Below are 16,765 nucleotides of genomic sequence, written 5' to 3' on the forward strand. Positions count from 1 at the left end.
GGATCGATCACAAACTATCAGCGTGGGACTACCGTGGACGACGAGACTACAGCCGACGAAGAAGAGGATCAAGGCGACGAGCGGCCGCGCAGTTCCCTCGCCGAGCTGGCGGACCGCATCGCCGGCGGCGACACCACGGACGATCGGGCCGACGGAGAGCCAGACGGAGAGCCGCGGGATCGAAGGGACGCTGACCCGGACGAGGGGAGCGGAGACGACGGGATCGGGCTGGACCTGTCGCTGTCGGGGTCGTCGTCCCACGAGTCGAGCGGCGACGAGCCGACCGGCTCTGACGACTCCGACGAGCAGTTCTCGTGGGAAGAGCTCTCCTCGGACCTCTCGGTGTCGGACGAGGCCTTCCGTGCGGACGAGGTGCTGTCCGAGGCGCGAAACGTGATGCTCATCGATTCCCATGGGGACATTTCGCAGGGGCCCTGTTTCGAGTGTCTCGCCCGAGCGCCTTCCCGCGAACTGGGTGTCGTCGTCGTCACGTTCACCGACATCGCGAGCGACTGGCTCGCCGACTGGCGGACGCAACACGGCGACCTTCCGGCACAGGTGACGTTCATCCGGATCGGGGGGCACAACCGGGATGGACGAACCGAGACGATCTCGACCGAACAGGGACGGACGCAGGTCGTGCGGACCGGCGTCAGGAGCCCCACGGACCTCACCCGACTCGGTATCTCGATCAGTCGACGGCTCGGTGAGGCGGAGGACCGCGATCTCACCCCCGTCCTGTGTTTCGACGCGATCACTGATCTGTTGGAGTACGTCGACGTAGAACGGCTGTTTCGGTTCCTCACCACGCTGACCGGTCGGGTCGGGGCCCTCGGCGGGTCCGCCCACTACCACGCCGACGCGGCGGCGACCGACGAGGAGACGATCCGGACCCTCCGACAGGTGTTCGACGACACGATGTACGTCACGGAAACCGGCAGCCTCCGACCCTCGAGGAACGATTAGGCCGCGGTTTCGCGACCGTTCACGCCTCGCTCCCGCCCAAGTTTACGTCCGGCGGCGGCCCCTCGTCACCGAGGCGCATCTGACGGCTGGAGTACAGCTGCGCGAACGCCGACAGCGCGAAGCTCGCCAACACGACCGCCCCCCACGCGAGGTCCGGTACCGCGTCGAACGGGCGGACCTCCAGCCACGCCAGCGCGAGCACGATCGCGTTCGCCGCCGACAAGCCGGCGTAGTAGAGGCTCCACGGGACGCTCTCCTTCGGGACGACCTCGAGGTAGATGTCGACCGCACGCATGCGGTCGGAGAGCTGAACCGTCCCGGCGTCGCTGTCGTACTCGACGACGCCCTCCCCGTCGAGCGTGTCGAGGTGCGACTGATACAGCGAGACGTAGACCCGCTTGCGCTCCTTGGAGGTGATCTCGTTCGGCTGCTTGTCGTTCTCCCACGCGGCGACCTGTTCGGCCAGTTCCTGTACGCTCACCGGTTCCTCGCGCTGCTTGAGGTAGTGGAGCGTGTATCGGCGGCGACGGTTGGAAAGTACGGAGTAGAGCGTGTCGGGCGAAACGTTCCGTTGGTCATCCGTGGGTGTGCTCACGCCGAGATCGTCTAGTCGATTGGCCGGCATCGTCAGTGATGACGTGATAGCTCCCTCGCGTCACAAGGAAACTGTATGAATTCGATTTAAATATGTCCATTCTGTTCGGGCTGTGACAGTCGAATCGATCCGATGGGGGATCGGTGACGCACAACTGTGTCGGGTGTCGGTCACTGTGGCGGGACCTCGATCTGGTCGGATCCAACGTATTCGCACGGTAGATCGCTTTGAAATTCCATTTCATGTGAGCTGATTCGCCGTACGGTAACCAAGACTTAATGCCCAACAGCGACTCTATTTAGCCATGGGGCGCAGAGGCCGTGGCTCAAAGAATCGGCTCGGACGCCGGCTCTTCCTCCTGCTGGCAGCCGGTTCGGTAGCCGGCGGATTCGTCACGGCCTCGGGCGCCTACTCCTCGATGCGGGCCGGTCGAGAGACCAAGATAAACGTGGCCGGAGATTCTGACGCGTACCTCGGGCTCTCGATCCCTCCGTACGTTGACGCAGGTGAAAGCGGGGAGGAGCTGGTCACGATCTCCAACAATACGGGTACCTCGCTCACGATATCCGTCGGGTTGGTCAACGCCTCGGGAACGGTGTCACCCAGTAGTACCTCGGTAGCGCCAGGCGCGTCTCAGACGTTCACCGTGGACCTCTCCGCCGACGTCTCGGCGGGGGATAACGCCCTGACCGTCGATATCTCCGCAACCGACGGATCGTCGGTGAGCGTCGAGCTCCGCCGGAGCCTGGGTGTCCGGAACTTCCTCCGGCGTCTGGAGGACCGAACGGCGAACGACAACGCGCTGTATTATCTCTCCTATCGGCTCCAGAACATCGACAACTTCCAGTCGTACGAACTCGTAGTACGGAACCTCGACTTGAACTGGGTACAGACGCGAACGTACACGAGCACGGATTACGAGCACATTTTCCGAATCCCGGCGTCGGGATCCGACGGCGGCACGGCCGGGTCCAGATACGAGTTCGACATGCGGGTCTACGACGCCAACGGGCTGGCGATCCAACGAACTATCACGGACGTCGCCGACGGCAACGATCCTCCGGACAACGACAGCATCGGCGGGGGACCGGAGGACCCGGTGGTCGTCGACTTCACGATCACCGACAACGAGCAGTACAACACGGCCCATTACGTCGTCGACTACGAAGTGGACAAAACGAGCAACCTCCAGGAGGTCCGGGTCACGTTCGACAACCAGTCCAATTCGTGGGCAGATACGACCGAGACGAGCACCGACGAGCCCACCGGGACGGTCACGTACGACCAGGGCGGCGTCGCCGGCGACACCTACGAGATCACGGTGGAGGTCGTCAACGACAACGGTATCGTCACGGACTCGCTGACGAAAACGGACGTCGCCGACGGCACGGACCCGTAGCGCGTCCCGAGCGGACCCTTGACGGCAAGGGTCGTGCCGGCGACCGCCGATTCGGCGATTCTTCGCTGAAACGTGCGATTCCGACCGAGTAGGCACGCCTACCGCACTGTCTCGGCCGGAGTAGGGAAGTGTACCGTTCGAGTAGGCCGGTCATACAAAGGAGAAACGGGTGTATGGTGGAACTAAGCCTCGACGGGTCCCGCGGTGGACCGAACGGGCGAAACACACACGAGGTACACACGATATGAGACCCAAAGGAAAGCTGTTCGCGCTGCTCACGATCTTCGCCGCCATCGGGCTGGTGACTGCGAGCGGTGCGTTCACGACGGTGCAGGCGGATCGTACAGCGAATGTTGAAGTGAGCGGAGACAGTTCCGCACTGATAGGAATCACGGAGAACGAAAGCACGTCCTTAGCCAATCTGAACACTGATGACGGTGAGGCAACGTTCGAGTTTGGTAATAGCTCACATGGTCTAAACCAGAATGCCACAACGTCACTCACGCCCATAGCCGACATCACCAACAACGGAGACGAGGACGTGGAACTGACCATCAGCTTTAGTGACCTTCCGGAAAATTGGGGTGTCACCGCGGTTGATGGTGGCAACAACACCATCAGCGAAACTACTACACTCACACCCGGTGAGTCCATCGCCTTTGGTCTGGTGTTTGATATTCCATCCCAATCGATCACGGAATCTGAGGGATTCAGCTTTACGATCGAGATAAACGCTGACAGCAGCGAGGCATAATCTCGTAGCGTTCGATAAAATCGGTTAGGCGGAGTAGACACCGCCCCTTCCTCGGTCCCCTCTGCGGGCCTTCGCCAGCATCGCATAGCCGCTTGACCGCACCCACACTACACAGTACCCACGATGAACACCACCGCCGCGAGACTGGCGTCCGTCCTCCTCCTCGTCGCGGTGGTGGCAGTCCCCGGCCAGTTTCTGCTCGCGTCCGCGGCAGCTCCCACGGACGACGTATTCTCCGACCAAGGTGTGACGCTCCGGCCTTCCGAGGGGGCGAACGGCGACTACGCCAGCATCAACGACCAGGGCAACCTCACCGTGGACATCACGAACCCCGGGGTCAACGACGAGAGCCTCACCGTCATCCAGGACGTGTTCGTCATGGAGAACACCGGCTCGGAGAACCGGACTGTGTGGATCACCCACGACGCGAACGACTCCGTCACCCTCTACCGGACGATGGAGGGGGGCCTCGTCAACGAGTTCAGCGTCGGACAGCGCGCCATCGACGGCTCCGAGGGCGCTCTCACGCTCGCCCCGGGCGAGCAGATCAGCGTCTCGATGGCCATCAACACCCGCGGAAGCAACACCGCCGCGGGCGACACGATCCTCCGGACGATCACGCTGCAGACCCGCATCAACGAGACGCCGCCCGGCGACGGCACCGGCGGGCAGCCCGGCGCCGGGAGCGGCGGTGGCAACTCGGGCGCCCCGGGGGCCGGAGCGGGTGACGGCAACGACACCGACGACAACGATACCGGCGATATCCCCGTCGGCGCCGACGACGTAGCCGCCGAGACAGACACCGGCGAGGCGATCGACGTATCCGTCGAGGAGGTCAACCCGACGAGTCTGAGCGACAGCGGGGTGCCCGGGGAGGAGCCGCCGACCGCGGTCATCAGCGACCGAGCCAGGTTCGGCGGACTCGACGAAACCGACGACCCGGGCCCGTCCAGGGTCGACATCGTCACTGGAGTCGGCGAGACTGTCGAGTTCACGGGTACGGAGTCGCTGATCAAGACCACTCGGGGCATCGACCGGAACGAGCGGATCGTGAAGGCGGTGAACATCACCGTTCCGAGGCGGTTCGAGAACGGCCCCGCGTCGGTGAGTATCCGGATCGACAAAGACCGCCTCGGGGACACAGCTCCCGAGGACGCCCGTATCGGTCGGCTCACCTCGCGCGGGTGGCAACTGCTCGAAACCACGGTCGCCTCCGAGACGGACGACTCGGTGGTCCTGCGGACACGGACGCCGGGGTTCAGTGTGTTTGCGGTGTTCCAGCGTCCGGAAGTCACCTACACCTGGACGCTTCCGGACGGGACGACTGTGAACGGAGACAACGTCCGGACGGCGTTCGATGAACCCGGGATCTACAACGTCACGTTGACCGTGACCGACTCGGACGGTGACAGCGACACGACGACCCGACGGATCGTCGTCAATGACGACCCCGTCGTCGAGATCGACCGCCCTGAGAACGTCTCCACCGGGGAGACGGTCACGCTCACGGCGAACGTGACTGACGAGGTGGGCAACGCTACCGTCAGGTGGGAACTCCCGAACGGCACTGAGGCCACCGGCGAGAGCGTGAATTACACGTTCTCTGAGGGTACGCAGACGGTGCGCGCGGTCGCCGAGGACGAGTACGGCGCCAACGACAGCGACGAGGCGGTGATCGTCGTCGGCGCAGCCACCCGTGGCAGCGGCGGGGACGGAGGAACAGTGGTCGGCGAGGGATTCCCCGTGCTGGAGTGGCTGGTCGTCCTCACGGGCGCGCTGGCGGCGTTCAGCCTGCTCGCGTACTACCGGTTGCCCGCGGCGATCCCCTCGCCGGTGCCGCTGGTGGGACGGCTGTGGCAGTGGATACTCGCCGACCGGCGCCGCCGCCCTGACGTGATCGTCTGTACGGACATCTCCTGGGACGCCGACCGGAATCTGTTCCGGATCGGCCGTCTGGAGATAGAGGCGTTCGGGGCAGGCCTCGACCGTGTGGAGCTCGACATCACCGACGAGGTCGGCGAGACGCTCGGGCGCAAACGGATCGACGTCGAGGACGTGTACGAATACGAGTCGGCACCGGAGCTGGTCCCCGGGTTCTCCGATCGACCCGTCCGGCCGAACGCGGAGTTCACCGTCCGTGTCCGCGCGGTCGACGACCGGAACGCAGAGGACATCGTCAGGCGCGTAGTCGCGCCCGGCCCGGAGTCGGCCGTCGAGGGAGGCGTCGAGAGCGGTCGGCCAGCCGACTGACAGGGCACCGGACGGCCCGCCGTCGCTGTTCTGCGACGTGATGCAAAAACGATATGCTGTCCGAGGGAGTTGGCCTCGACGAATGGTGTCGTCCTCCGACGACCGACGGACGCCGGCCACGCCACCGACTGTTCCGGCGCGAGGAGGGCACGCATAGATGGCCGTCGGAGACCAACTCAAGCTCCAGCTCGCCCGCAACGGCCTGCTCATCGCAGCCGTTGTCGCCGTTGTCGGCGCGGCGTCGCTCGCCGGCGCCGGCTACGTGTACCTGACGCCGCCGACCGAGCAGGTGACCGAGGAGACGAACCGACAGCAAGTGGCGGCCGGCGTCGACACTAGCGCCGTCGTCACCGGCAACGAGACGCTGTACGACCGCGGGACGCGTCTCCGGAACATGCCGGTGTACTTCACGTCCGCGAGCCCGGACCTCACGCTCCACGTCGAGGCCTCGGTTCCCGACGACCGGCAGGTCACCGTCGAGCATCGACTACAGGTCGTCATCAGGGGAACGCGTGCAGATCAAGTGTTCTACGAGAACGCAACCGTGCTCTCGGGCGGACGGGCGACCGTCTCGGACGGGAACTACGAGCGGAACGCGACGCTGAACGTCTCGCAGTTCAGGTCTGAGGTCGCTACTGTTCAGTCCGCCGCGCCCGTGGGGACGTTCCGGGTGCTCGTCACGCTGGATGTCTCGTACAACACCACCGACTACACGGGCGAGTTCAACACCAGCGCGCCGCTCGTGATCACTGGCGGCGCCTACTGGGTCGATGGCGACATCTCGGACAGTAGAACACACAGCAGGACTGTCACCACTCGGGAGGTCGGATCCCCGAACATGAGACTCGTGGGTCTCCTCGCGGTCCTCGGAGTGGTCCTGCTCGTCGCCGGCGTACTCGTTCGTCGGGCGCCCACGCTGGTCGATGTGACTGCCATCGAGACGCAGGTAGCCCGCGATCGCTACGATGAGTGGATCTCCAACGGCGAGATCCCGACCAAACGCGAGAAGGAGTACGTTCGGACGGACTCGCTGGAGGACCTCGTCGACATCGCGATCGACTCCAGCAAACGAGTGATCCACGACCGCGATCTGGAGGTGTACGCGGTCATCGAGGGCGACCTCGTCTACTTCTTCTCCCCGAACGAGGACGTGGTCGCCGACTGGCTCGACGTGTAACCGAATGAAGCCCCGCCGACGAGACCTCCTGTTCGCATCCGGCGACCCAGCTCCGATGCTTCGAACGATGTACGTGTAGCGGTGTCTGGCCGAATCGGAGGGGAGAGTAGTACATCATAAATATGATAGAAACATTCAATTGTAATTACACATTTAATTGAGGTGGTGTAGGTGTGTGTCACAGCGATCCCGAAATTATCGACGAATACGATTTCGATCGGTCGATCGCCGCAACAGGACGTTTCTCGTATCCGGTCTCACACTCCTCGTCGTCAGCAAGATCGCAGACGTGGTGACGACAGCTGTGGGGCTACTGTTCATACCGGGAATCACCGAACTCAATCCGATCGCACAGAGTGTGTTTCAGAGTATGGGAACGGTGGTTGGCGTCGTCGTGTTCGGGTTCACCGTCGTGTTTTGTACAGCCACCGTCGTCGAGTTGGGTGGATGCGAACTGTATCGGCAGACTGGGTCCGAAGCGGCCACAGTGTGCCTGCGGTTCGGCGCGTATGGAACTCTCTCCATGATCTACTCGTACGCCGCGTATCAGAATGCGGTGCTGATCGCCGACAACGTGTCTATATGGCTGCTGCTGTGAGTTCCGATCGCTTTCAGTCCTGTTGACGGGGCAGTCCAGAGAGCGCTCGCCGGCAGGTACAACGCATTCGCAACGATTACAACGACGATCGACCGAACCCAGCGCTAGATACTCAAACACATCTCGAGGCGATGATCAATTAGACCGTGCCCACCCACCTTTTCCACTGCGGCCGGCTTCGCCGACCCTCGGCAAAAGCTGGTGAAAAAGCACTCCTCCCTCGTGGTTCGAGAGACGGCGAAGCCGTCTCTCGTCATTACCAGACGCCGGCGGCGTCTGGTCAGCGGCCGGAACGCGGAGCGTTCCGGCAGCATCACGAAAGGCGCCTCGCGCCTTTCGAACGACTTCAGGCGGCGGAGCCGCCATCCGCTCCGTCGTCGGCCCGTTTGCTCGCTGCGCTCGCCCGCGGTGGGTTCGCCTGCGATATCGGTAAAATAGACAGCGCTGTGAACCACCTGCTGTTATTGAGTTGCTGAGCTATTCATCGGAGATAGTCGAGACGACCGCGTCGGCACCGCACTCGGGACACAGGTCGTGATCGGCGTGGAATCGCGCGTCACACGTCCGGCACCGGTACTCGGCTTCCTCCTCGGCCGCCTCCTTCGCGCTCCGCTTGAACTGTTCAACCTGCCGTCCCAACCTGCTGAACAATCCCATACTCCATTCGACTGTGGCGACCAGGATTCATAAGCGTTCGTCGGGGAACCATCGATAGTTCCACAGGATTTCGCTAACACGATCGCCGTCGTGGGAGGAGCCCTCCCACAATTCCTCGACGACGATCGGCGGTTCGTGAACCGCATTCGCTTCGAGACACGCCGACAGCGGGTCAGGGTCGCGATCGCCGACGATTCCGGGATTGTCGTGTATACGACGTGAGCCGAGAGTCGCCGATTCCGAACGCCGCCCGACGGCTGACTCCGGACGTCCCTGTTCGCACCCGCGACCGCGATGTTGACACGACCGCCATCCTTTACCCCGACGAACGCGCGCGTCGATTCATGGAAGGACGCGCCGCCGCGCCGGGCGCCGGAACCGTCGTCAACGCCCTCGCGACGGGTCGCGGCGCCGCGTTCGCGCTGGATCTGGAGACGACCGCGACGGTCGAACTCGACCCCGACGCCGAGGGCGTGACCGGCGCAATCGCCGGCGCGCCCGACGGCGACACGACGCTGATCGAGCGGTGCGTCGAGCGCGTCGTCGACCGCTACGGCGCCGACGAGGGCGGCGCCGTCGAGACCGAAAGCGAGGTGCCGACCGCCGCGGGGCTGAAGAGTTCGAGCGCGGCCGCGAACGCGACCGTGGTGGCGACGCTGTCGGCGCTCGGGCTGGACGTCGCGAACGACCCAGACGCCGACGTGACGAAGACGGAGGCGTGCCGCGTCGGCGTGCGCGCCGCGCGCGACGCCGGCGTCACCGTGACGGGCGCGTTCGACGACGCCTCGGCGTCGATGCTCGGCGGCGTCACCGTCACCGACAACCGCGAGGACGAGCTCCTCGCCCGCGACGACCCCTTCGCCGAGCACGCGCTCGTGTGGACGCCGCCTCAGCGCGCGTACTCGGCCGACGCGGACACCGCCGCGTGCGAGCGCGTCGCGCCGATGGCGGAGCTGGCGACCGAGCTGGCGCTCGACGGCGACTGCGCGCGGGCGATGACGGTGAACGGGCTCGCCTTCTCGGCGGCGCTGGGGTTCCCGACCGACCCCGCGGTCGAGGCGATGACCGACTGCGCCGGCGTCTCGCTGTCGGGGACCGGGCCGAGCGTCGTCGCCGTCGGCGACCGCGAGGCGCTGGCGGACGTGCGCGAGCGGTGGGACGACCGGGACGGGGAGACGCGGCTGATCCGGACACGCGAGACCGGAGCGCGAGTGCTGTGAACGACACGCGACACGACGACACCGAACCCATGAGCTACGAGGACTCAGACCTGACCGACGAGACGCGGCGGACAGACGACGTACCGGCCGAGCTCCAGGAGATGAGCCTGGACGAACTGCGCGAGGAGATCGCCGACATCGACCGCGAGTTGGTCGAGCTCATCGCGCGGCGGACGTACGTCGCCGACACCATCGCCGATGTGAAGGAGCGACGCGACCTGCCGACGACCGACGAGACCCAAGAGCAGGCCGTGATGGACCGCGCCGGCGAGAACGCCGAGCGCTTCGAGGTGGACGCGAACCTCGTGAAGGCGATCTTCCGGCTGTTGATCGAGTTGAACAAGGTCGAGCAGCGGGAGAACAGGTAGCCGGAATCCGATAACCTGCGGCCCTTCTCCCGAACGCCTCACGCGACGGGTCCGATACCGCCCTCCTCGCGCGTGAGGAGGTAGCAGACGAACGAGGACAGCCAGTGCGAGCCCGCGTAGTCGTCCGTGAACGCCTCCTCGACGCCGCGGCGGGCGTGCGCGACGGCGGCCTCCCTGATCGCCGTCCGCCGCGACCCGGCGGGCAGCGCGTCGGCGACGCCCGCCAGCGCCCACGCCCGCGAGACGTTCAGACCGACCAGATGGAGCGCCACCCCGTCCTCGCCGTCGGCGACGGAGACGGGCGCGGGAAGCGTGTCCGCGTCGGGGAGGAAGCCGTCGGCCCACGTCGCGAACGCGTCGCCGTCGAGGACGCGCCGCATGAGGTCGGCCTCCGCGAGCGCGGGCGAGAGGAAGTCCCACCCCAGCGGCTCGTTTCCGATGGACGCGTCGGCGTCGTCGCGGTAGAACGCCAGCGCCGTCTCGACGACGCTCCGTTCGAGCGCGTCGTCGCCGACCGACCGGGCGTAATCGAGGATCACCGAGAGCGCGAACGCGGAGTTGCCGTGCGTCCCGACGCGGAACGGTCGATCCATCGGGAGAAACCGCTCGACGACGAGGTCACGGACCCGTTCCTCCAGCGGCGCGAGCGCGTCGCCCCACCGCGCCGCCCGCGGGTCGTCCCACCGGTCGAGTTCCGCGGCGAGCGCGAGCAGCCACGCCCAGCCGTAGGGCCGCTCGAACGTCTCGCGGTTCTCGAACCACGCGAGCTCGCCGGCGACGTGCTCGGCGGTCAACCGTTCGTCGATCCCCTGGGCGATCGCCTCGCGGTCGGGGTGGTCGGGGAACAGCCGCAGCGCCCGCACCAGACACCAGTGGCTGTGGACCGCCGAGTGCCAGTCGAAGCAGCCGTAGAAGACGGGGTGACGCTCGCGCGGCGGCGTCACGTCGTCGGGCCCCTCGATCGCGCCCGTCGCGTGAGGGTACTCGGTGTCGACGCCGTCGAGCGGATGTCGGGTGAGCCGCGCGGCCGCGTCCGCGCCGATCCAGTCGGCGCGACCGGCGATCAGCGTCTCGTCGTCGGGCGGCGAGAGGTCGTCCATACGGCGGGGTCCGCCCGAACCGAGTTCAATCGGTCGCCCGCGTGCGACGCGGTCACACTCGGTTCGGTCAGTACGTCCACAGGCGGCGGATCCGGTCGGCGACGGCTCCGTGTTCGGCCCGCAGCGTCTCGGGGTCGCGCTCGCCGTCGACGTTGATCACGTGGATCTCGCCGCGCTCGCCGCCGTAGACGTCCTGGAAGTCGTAGACGACTCCGATAACGTCCGTTTCCTCGGGCACGTCGTCGCTCCCGAGCAGGTGGTCGACCTGCCGGTCGACGTTGTACTCGACGAGCCGGTTCACGGCCTCGGCGTCGTCGAGGCCATCGGGGAGCCGGTCGACGCCGGGTTCGAGATGCGGGGCGAGCAGGTCGACGCAGTGGCGGATCCCCGCCGGCTCGTCGTCGGCGTCGAAGTCGCCCGTGAGCGCGCCGTACATCGCCGTCACGGCGCCGCAGCCGGTGTGGCCGACCACGACCGCGGTCCGCGTCCCGGCGTGTGCTAGCGGGTACAACACGTCGCCGGAGACGGCCTCGCCGGCGTCGGTGCGCTGGACGACCCGGTTGCCGATGTTGCCGCAGGTGAACAGCCGTCCGGGCGTGTCGTTGCCGAAGACGTGGTCCTGAAGCACCCGCGAGTCCGAGCAACAGACCGTCACGGCCTCGGGCTGTTGTCCGTCCTGTACCTCGTCGAAGCGACCGGCGAACGCGCGGGCGTGCCCGGCGTTGTCGGCCAACAGATCGACCGCCGTCCGGTTCATACGCACGTGGTCCGCGTCCGCGTACATATGTCTGGCTCGTCGGACCGAGCACCGGCGTCGGTTCGCGACCGACCGGTGACTGTCGAGCTTCACGCGCACGGCGACCGAAATTGAACGAAGGAGGGGCTCCGAGCCGTGCGCCCGTCGGGGTTCTGATCGCGCGTCGACTCGCGACCCGGTATGGTATTATGGTCCTAATATGGTACTGTGTGTCTAAGGTAGTTCCATGCAACGCTGAAATACCGGGAGGTGTTTTTCGGAGGCACGATGACAGAGCGAACGATGGGCGACATCAGCCACACCGCACCGCACGGCGCCTCCGCGGACCCCGTCTGGGAACGAGGCGGCGAGAAACCCGAACCGCGAGCGGACGGCGGCGACCGCGACGACGACTGACTTCTCACTGCGATCGATAGGCCCCTCGGAGAATCCCACCACTAGAGCGGCCGCCAAGCCCGGCCACCGCGTCGGCACTCGTTCCCACGACCGAACAGCGACCGCTCGGTCCGTGACCCGGGTTACCACCCCGAATAAATCTTTACTCAGTATAGAGTAATCGACGGAAAGACATATTGTGGATGAGCCCGAACGATGTAGTATGCCCCAGCAGGTCACCTTCGATTCGTACGCGGCGGCGGTCGCGACCGACGCGGACGCGTGGTCGCCCGACGAACGCCCGGAGACGCCGGAATCGGCCGACCTCCCGTACGGCGTCGACGCTCCGTCCGACGGCTCCGAGACGGTCGGGATTCCCGAGCAGTACACGACGTTCGGCTGCGTGGAGTACCGTCCGCGGGAGTGAGCCGGCTGCGGAAGTGATGAGTCGGCAGTCGAAGCGAGTCGACTGCCCGGGTGACTCGGCCGGGGCGGCGTTCTCACGGCCGATAGGCGCGGCGACGGCCTCTTATCGGCGGGGGCGAATCGGACGGTGTGATAACCGTCGACGGCCTGCGGAAGGTGTACGGCGACTTCGTCGCCGTGCACGGGAGTACCTTCGACGTGGAGCCTGGGGAGATATTCGGCGTCGTCGGCCCGAACGGCGCGGGCAAGACGACGACGCTCAAGACGCTCGCGGGGCTGATCGAGCCGACCGCCGGCACCGTCCGCGTCGCCGGCGAGCCCGCGGGCGACCCGGAGACGCGCACCGCCCTGGGATTCCTCCCGGAGGAGTCGCCGCTGTACGAGGACATGACCGCGCGGAGCTACCTCCGCTTTTTCGCGGACCTGTACGACGTGCCGCGCGAGACCGCGAACCAACGGATCGAGACGGCGCTCGACGATCTCGAGCTGGAGCACCGCGACCGTCGGCTGGGGGACGTCTCGAAGGGGATGAAACGGAAGGTCGCGATCGCCCGGTCGCTGGTCAACGACCCCGACGTGTTGATCTACGACGAGCCGGCCTCCGGGCTCGATCCACTCACGACCAACTACGTGCTGGAGTACGTCCGCGACCTCGCCGACGCGGGCAAGACCGTGCTGTTCTCGGCGCACAACCTCTATCACGTCGAGTCGGTCTGTGACCGCGTCGTGATCATGAACGAGGGCGAGATCGTCGCGCGCGGCACCGTCGAGGAGATCCGCGCCGAGCACGGGGAGACGACCTACCGCGTGTTCACGACAGTCCCCGTCGAGGGGAGCGAGCCCGACGGCGACCGCCACGTGTCGACCGTCGACTCGATGGACGCCGTCGAGGCGATCCGCGGGGCGGCGGCCGACGCCGGCGGCGAGGTCGTCGACATTCGTACGCGGGAGTCGACGCTGGAGGAGATCTTCCTCGACGTGGCCGGCCAGCCGATGCCCGGAAGCCGCCGCACCGACCCCGGGGAGGTCGGGGAGTGAGTCGCCCCGGCGCGGTCGTTCGCGCGCTCCTCGCCGCCGCCCGCCGGCACGCCCGAAAGACGGGCCGCGTCGCGCGCTGGGAGGTGTCGCGGACGACCGGCACCGTCGACCGGAAGACCGCCGCCCTCGGCGCCGTCGCGCTCCTGTTGACGGTGGGCGTCGCCGCGGGCGGGTTGTTCGCCGGCGGCGTCGCCCTCGACGACGACATCTACGCGGTCGCGGTCAGTCCGGACAGCCCGTACCACGACCCCGTGAGCGACTCCACGCCGCTGGAGGCGGTGCCCGTCGGCGCGCCGGGCGCGGACGTGTACGTCGACGACCGCGACCCGACCGACCGCGAGGCGACCGTCTCGGTGGCCGACACCCGGAAGGGACAGGCCGCCCTCGGCGCGTTCCGGTCGGCCGTCGAGCGGCACAACACACAGCTCCTGTTGGCGGAGGAGAACCAGTCGGCCGCCTTCCCGGTCGGCGTCACCCTCAGCTACGTCGAACGCGCGAGCGAGCGCGTCGGCGCCAGCGACGGGGCTGCCGGCGCGGGAGGCGACGGGGGCGACGGCGAAGCTGACGCCGGAGGCGCCGGACCCGGCGGCGCCGGCGACGGATCCGGCGGCTCCGGACCCGCCGCGGGCGACGGATCCGGGGACGGGCTCGGTGTCCCCGACTTCGGCGGCGTCGCGGGGCCGCTGTTCGGCGGCCAGCCGACCGGGTCGCCGGCGGAGATCTCCCCGCCGTTCCCGTTCTCCTCGCTCGTGCTCGCGTTCGCCTTCCTCGTGCCGATGAACTTCGTGATCCAGGCGTACGGCTCCACGGTCCTCAACGAGCGGATCAACCGCCGGGGGGAGCTGCTGCTCGTCGCGCCGCTGTCGCCGGGCGACATCGTCGCCGGGAAGACCCTGCCGTACGCCGCGGTCGCGCTCCTCGCGACGGCGCTCATCGCCGCGGGGGTCGGCGGCGGCCCGCTCTCGGTGGCGGCGGTGTTCCCCATCGCGCTCGTGTTCCTCGCGTCGACGTTCGTCGGCGCGATGTTCGCGCGCTCGTTCAAGGAGCTCACCTTCGTCACCGTCACCGTCTCCGTGACGCTGACGACGTACGCGTTCGTCCCCGCGATCTTCGCGACGGTGACGCCGATCGCGCTCATCTCGCCGCTGACGATCGTCGTCCGCGACCTCCAGGGGGAGGCGGTCGTGCTCGGGGAGTACCTGTTCTCGACGGGGCCGTTCTACCTCACGGCGGCGACGCTGTTCGCCATGGGCGTCGGCGTCTACCGCGAGGAGGACATGTTCACTCAGCGGTCGGTGCCGTTGAAGTTCCTCGACGCGCTCGCGGTGCGGCTGCACCGCCCCCGCGACGTGGCGCTGCTGTCGGCGCTGTCGATCCCGTTCGTGTTCGTCGCCGAGCTGCTCGGGGTCGCGCTGCTGTTCGCGCTGCCGCAGGCGGCCGCGGTCGTCGGGCTGCTCGTGATCGTCGCGGTCGTCGAGGAGATCGCGAAGGGCGTCGCGATCTTCGCGGGGTTCCACCAGTCGCGCTTCGAGCGCGACCTCCCCACGGCGCTGAAGCTGGGCGCGCTGTCGGGCGCCGGCTTCTTCCTCGCCGAGAAGGCGACGGCGATCGTTCAGGTCGTCGGGCTCGGCTCGCTCCCGCTCGGGCAGGCCGCGTTCGGCACCGCCGGCGTCGGCGCGGAGTTCGGTCCGGCGCTCGGCCTCGCGCTGTTGGCGCTCCCGCTCCTCCTGCACGTCGTCACGGCGGCCGTCGGCGCCGTCGGCGCGACGCGCGGCTGGCGCGCGTGGACGGCCACGCTCCTGGTCGCGATGGCGATCCACTTCGCCTACGACCTCACGGTGGTGAGCGTCCTTGGCTAGCGATCGCGAGAGGGACGGCGAGGAGAGCGTCCCGGTCGCCGACGGCGTCCCCGCCGACGCATCGGCGGAGGACACCCCGAACCCGATCCCGGGCACCGTCGCCGCGGGCGACCGCGCCGGACGCGATCCCCGCTGGACGATCGCGAGGCGGGAGCTGGCGTCGCTACGGTCGGAGAAGACCATCGTGCTCGCGCTGCTCATCCAGCTGTTCGTCGCGGCGTTCTCGTCGTTCCTCGTCGTCGGGCTCGTCTCGCTGTACGACCCCGGCGCCGCGGCGAACTACTCGGTCGACACGGCCGTCGCCGGCGACGACGCGGGCGACCTGCTGCGCGCAGTCGGGGAGACCGACGGGATGGAGGCCGAGCGGTACCCGACCCGGCAGGCCGCAGCCGACGCGTTCGCCGAGGGTCGGGCCGACGCCGCGTTGCTGTCGACCGCGACCGAACGGGGCACCCTGGAGGTCCGGGTGCTCGTGCCCGACGGGAACGTCGGAACGACGCTGGTCGTCGTGCGCGCCCGCGAGGCGCTGCGGGCGTTCGAACGTCTGGAGCGCGACCAGCGCTCGGCGTCGCTTTCGGCGGCGGTCCTCGACCTGCCGCCGCGGGCGGGCTCGTCGCCGTACTTCGGGTTCACCTACACGGTGCTCGTTCCTCTGCTACTGTTCCTCCCGGTGTTCATCGCCGGCTCGGTGACGGTCGACTCGCTCACCGAGGAACTGGAGCGCGGGACGCTGGAACTGCTCCGGGTCGCCCCCGTCACGATGACCGACATCGTCGAGGGGAAGCTGCTGGCGGCCGCCGGCCTCGCCCCGATGCAGGCGGCGCTGTGGCTCGCGCTGCTGTCGGCCAACGGGACCGCCATCGCGCCGTCGCCGACCGCGATCGGCACCGTCGCCGGGGTGGTCGGACTGCTCGCGCTCACCGCGGGGCTGGCCGCCCTGGTGACGGCGCTGGGCGCGGCGCTCGCGCTCACGGCGCCCGATCGACGGGCCGCGCAGACGGTGTACTCGCTGGGCGTGCTCGGGCTGTTCGGCGCGGCGGCACTGTCGCCGGTCAACCCCGCGAACGTCGCCGCGAAGCTGGCCGTCGGCAGCGCCGACCCCGCGTCGTATCTCGCGATCGTCGCCGTCGTCGTCGCCGGCGGGGTCGCCGTCGCGGTTGCCCGCGCCGGCGTGGCACGCTACGGCCCTGCCTGAGCCGCCGGGACGCCCGTACGGGTTCGGCTTG

At 67.5% G+C, this 16,765-nt stretch carries 17 protein-coding genes; 13 read left to right on the top strand and 4 right to left on the bottom strand.

From position 1 onward, the window contains the following. The first annotated feature begins 33 nt into the window (after nucleotides 1-33). Nucleotides 34-966, top strand: coding sequence for a DUF835 domain-containing protein (locus tag K6T50_RS02900; protein WP_222607930.1), 933 nt, complete (start codon nucleotides 34-36; stop codon nucleotides 964-966). Nucleotides 967-985: 19 nt separating this feature from the next. On the opposite strand, the gene K6T50_RS02905 is transcribed toward K6T50_RS02900, so the two are convergent. Then, on the bottom strand, nucleotides 986-1,561 hold the full coding sequence (locus K6T50_RS02905; protein ID WP_222607931.1) for a DUF7344 domain-containing protein: 576 nt from the start codon (nucleotides 1,559-1,561) through the stop codon (nucleotides 986-988). A 721-nt stretch (nucleotides 1,562-2,282) separates the two neighbouring features. Between K6T50_RS02905 and K6T50_RS02910 the strand changes: the two genes are divergently transcribed. The 5 genes from K6T50_RS02910 (at nucleotide 2,283) to K6T50_RS02930 (ending at nucleotide 7,739) form a co-directional block, all read left to right on the top strand. After that, nucleotides 2,283-2,960: a hypothetical protein gene (locus K6T50_RS02910; RefSeq protein ID WP_222607932.1), complete on the top strand. Its 678-nt coding sequence runs from the start codon at nucleotides 2,283-2,285 to the stop codon at nucleotides 2,958-2,960. Nucleotides 2,961-3,204: 244 nt separating this feature from the next. After that, the gene (locus K6T50_RS02915; RefSeq protein ID WP_222607933.1) at nucleotides 3,205-3,714 is read left to right on the top strand and encodes a hypothetical protein; all 510 of its coding nucleotides are present in this window, start codon (nucleotides 3,205-3,207) and stop codon (nucleotides 3,712-3,714) included. A 123-nt stretch (nucleotides 3,715-3,837) separates the two neighbouring features. Then, nucleotides 3,838-5,964, top strand: a complete 2,127-nt coding sequence (locus K6T50_RS02920; RefSeq protein WP_222607934.1) for a PKD domain-containing protein — start codon at nucleotides 3,838-3,840, stop codon at nucleotides 5,962-5,964. A gap of 157 nt (nucleotides 5,965-6,121) precedes the next feature. Continuing rightward, a complete protein-coding gene (locus K6T50_RS02925; protein ID WP_222607935.1) occupies nucleotides 6,122-7,141 on the top strand; it encodes a DUF5305 family protein in 1,020 nt (339 codons plus the stop codon). Between the two features lie 175 nt (nucleotides 7,142-7,316). Beyond that, nucleotides 7,317-7,739, top strand: coding sequence for a DUF5658 family protein (locus K6T50_RS02930; RefSeq protein WP_222607936.1), 423 nt, complete (start codon nucleotides 7,317-7,319; stop codon nucleotides 7,737-7,739). 477 nt (nucleotides 7,740-8,216) lie between these two features. On the opposite strand, the gene K6T50_RS02935 is transcribed toward K6T50_RS02930, so the two are convergent. Further along, the gene (locus K6T50_RS02935) at nucleotides 8,217-8,396 is read right to left on the bottom strand and encodes a hypothetical protein (protein WP_222607937.1); all 180 of its coding nucleotides are present in this window, start codon (nucleotides 8,394-8,396) and stop codon (nucleotides 8,217-8,219) included. A 344-nt stretch (nucleotides 8,397-8,740) separates the two neighbouring features. On the opposite strand from K6T50_RS02935, the gene K6T50_RS02940 reads away from it, so the two are divergent. Together K6T50_RS02940 and K6T50_RS02945 are read left to right on the top strand one after the other, a co-directional pair. Beyond that, a complete protein-coding gene (locus tag K6T50_RS02940) occupies nucleotides 8,741-9,616 on the top strand; it encodes a shikimate kinase (RefSeq protein WP_222607938.1) in 876 nt (291 codons plus the stop codon). A 29-nt stretch (nucleotides 9,617-9,645) separates the two neighbouring features. Further along, nucleotides 9,646-9,984 carry a chorismate mutase gene (locus tag K6T50_RS02945; protein WP_222608803.1) on the top strand — a complete coding sequence of 113 codons (339 nt, stop codon included), beginning with the start codon at nucleotides 9,646-9,648 and terminating at the stop codon, nucleotides 9,982-9,984. A 38-nt stretch (nucleotides 9,985-10,022) separates the two neighbouring features. Here K6T50_RS02945 and K6T50_RS02950 read toward each other — a convergent pair whose 3' ends face one another. Beyond that, nucleotides 10,023-11,084 carry a DUF2891 domain-containing protein gene (locus tag K6T50_RS02950; protein ID WP_222607939.1) on the bottom strand — a complete coding sequence of 354 codons (1,062 nt, stop codon included), beginning with the start codon at nucleotides 11,082-11,084 and terminating at the stop codon, nucleotides 10,023-10,025. 67 nt (nucleotides 11,085-11,151) lie between these two features. Continuing rightward, nucleotides 11,152-11,841, bottom strand: a complete 690-nt coding sequence (locus K6T50_RS02955) for a carbonic anhydrase (protein ID WP_222607940.1) — start codon at nucleotides 11,839-11,841, stop codon at nucleotides 11,152-11,154. 267 nt (nucleotides 11,842-12,108) lie between these two features. Here K6T50_RS02955 and K6T50_RS19110 point away from each other — a divergent pair, with 267 nt between their 5' ends. The 5 genes from K6T50_RS19110 (at nucleotide 12,109) to K6T50_RS02975 (ending at nucleotide 16,734) form a co-directional block, all read left to right on the top strand. Continuing rightward, nucleotides 12,109-12,237: a DUF7989 family protein gene (locus K6T50_RS19110; RefSeq protein ID WP_264083997.1), complete on the top strand. Its 129-nt coding sequence runs from the start codon at nucleotides 12,109-12,111 to the stop codon at nucleotides 12,235-12,237. Nucleotides 12,238-12,439: 202 nt separating this feature from the next. Continuing rightward, nucleotides 12,440-12,643 carry a hypothetical protein gene (locus tag K6T50_RS02960; protein WP_222607941.1) on the top strand — a complete coding sequence of 68 codons (204 nt, stop codon included), beginning with the start codon at nucleotides 12,440-12,442 and terminating at the stop codon, nucleotides 12,641-12,643. Nucleotides 12,644-12,771: 128 nt separating this feature from the next. After that, nucleotides 12,772-13,680 (top strand): ABC transporter ATP-binding protein, encoded by a 909-nt coding sequence (locus tag K6T50_RS02965; protein WP_222607942.1) that lies wholly within the window; start codon nucleotides 12,772-12,774, stop codon nucleotides 13,678-13,680. Continuing rightward, nucleotides 13,677-15,539: a PrsW family intramembrane metalloprotease gene (locus K6T50_RS02970; protein ID WP_222607943.1), complete on the top strand. Its 1,863-nt coding sequence runs from the start codon at nucleotides 13,677-13,679 to the stop codon at nucleotides 15,537-15,539. The genes K6T50_RS02965 and K6T50_RS02970 overlap by 4 nt, the downstream gene beginning before the upstream one ends. A gap of 85 nt (nucleotides 15,540-15,624) precedes the next feature. Further along, entirely contained in the window at nucleotides 15,625-16,734 is a 1,110-nt protein-coding gene (locus K6T50_RS02975; RefSeq protein WP_222608804.1) for an ABC transporter permease, read from the top strand. Nucleotides 16,735-16,765: the final 31 nt, after the last annotated feature.

Source organism: Halobaculum magnesiiphilum (genome assembly GCF_019823105.1).
Lineage (GTDB): Archaea > Halobacteriota > Halobacteria > Halobacteriales > Haloferacaceae > Halobaculum > Halobaculum magnesiiphilum.

Bases quoted from the DNA above. Each gene is read 5' to 3' on its own strand.
- K6T50_RS02915 (WP_222607933.1), top strand. From the start codon at position 3,205: ATGAGACCCAAAGGAAAGCTGTTCGCGCTGCTCACGATCTTCGCCGCC.
- K6T50_RS02920 (WP_222607934.1), top strand. From the start codon at position 3,838: ATGAACACCACCGCCGCGAGACTGGCGTCCGTCCTCCTCCTCGTCGCG.
- K6T50_RS02925 (WP_222607935.1), top strand. From the start codon at position 6,122: ATGGCCGTCGGAGACCAACTCAAGCTCCAGCTCGCCCGCAACGGCCTG.
- K6T50_RS02935 (WP_222607937.1), bottom strand. From the start codon at position 8,396: ATGGGATTGTTCAGCAGGTTGGGACGGCAGGTTGAACAGTTCAAGCGG.
- K6T50_RS02940 (WP_222607938.1), top strand. From the start codon at position 8,741: ATGGAAGGACGCGCCGCCGCGCCGGGCGCCGGAACCGTCGTCAACGCC.
- K6T50_RS02945 (WP_222608803.1), top strand. From the start codon at position 9,646: ATGAGCTACGAGGACTCAGACCTGACCGACGAGACGCGGCGGACAGAC.
- K6T50_RS02950 (WP_222607939.1), bottom strand. From the start codon at position 11,084: ATGGACGACCTCTCGCCGCCCGACGACGAGACGCTGATCGCCGGTCGC.
- K6T50_RS02955 (WP_222607940.1), bottom strand. From the start codon at position 11,841: ATGAACCGGACGGCGGTCGATCTGTTGGCCGACAACGCCGGGCACGCC.
- K6T50_RS19110 (WP_264083997.1), top strand. From the start codon at position 12,109: ATGACAGAGCGAACGATGGGCGACATCAGCCACACCGCACCGCACGGC.
- K6T50_RS02960 (WP_222607941.1), top strand. From the start codon at position 12,440: ATGCCCCAGCAGGTCACCTTCGATTCGTACGCGGCGGCGGTCGCGACC.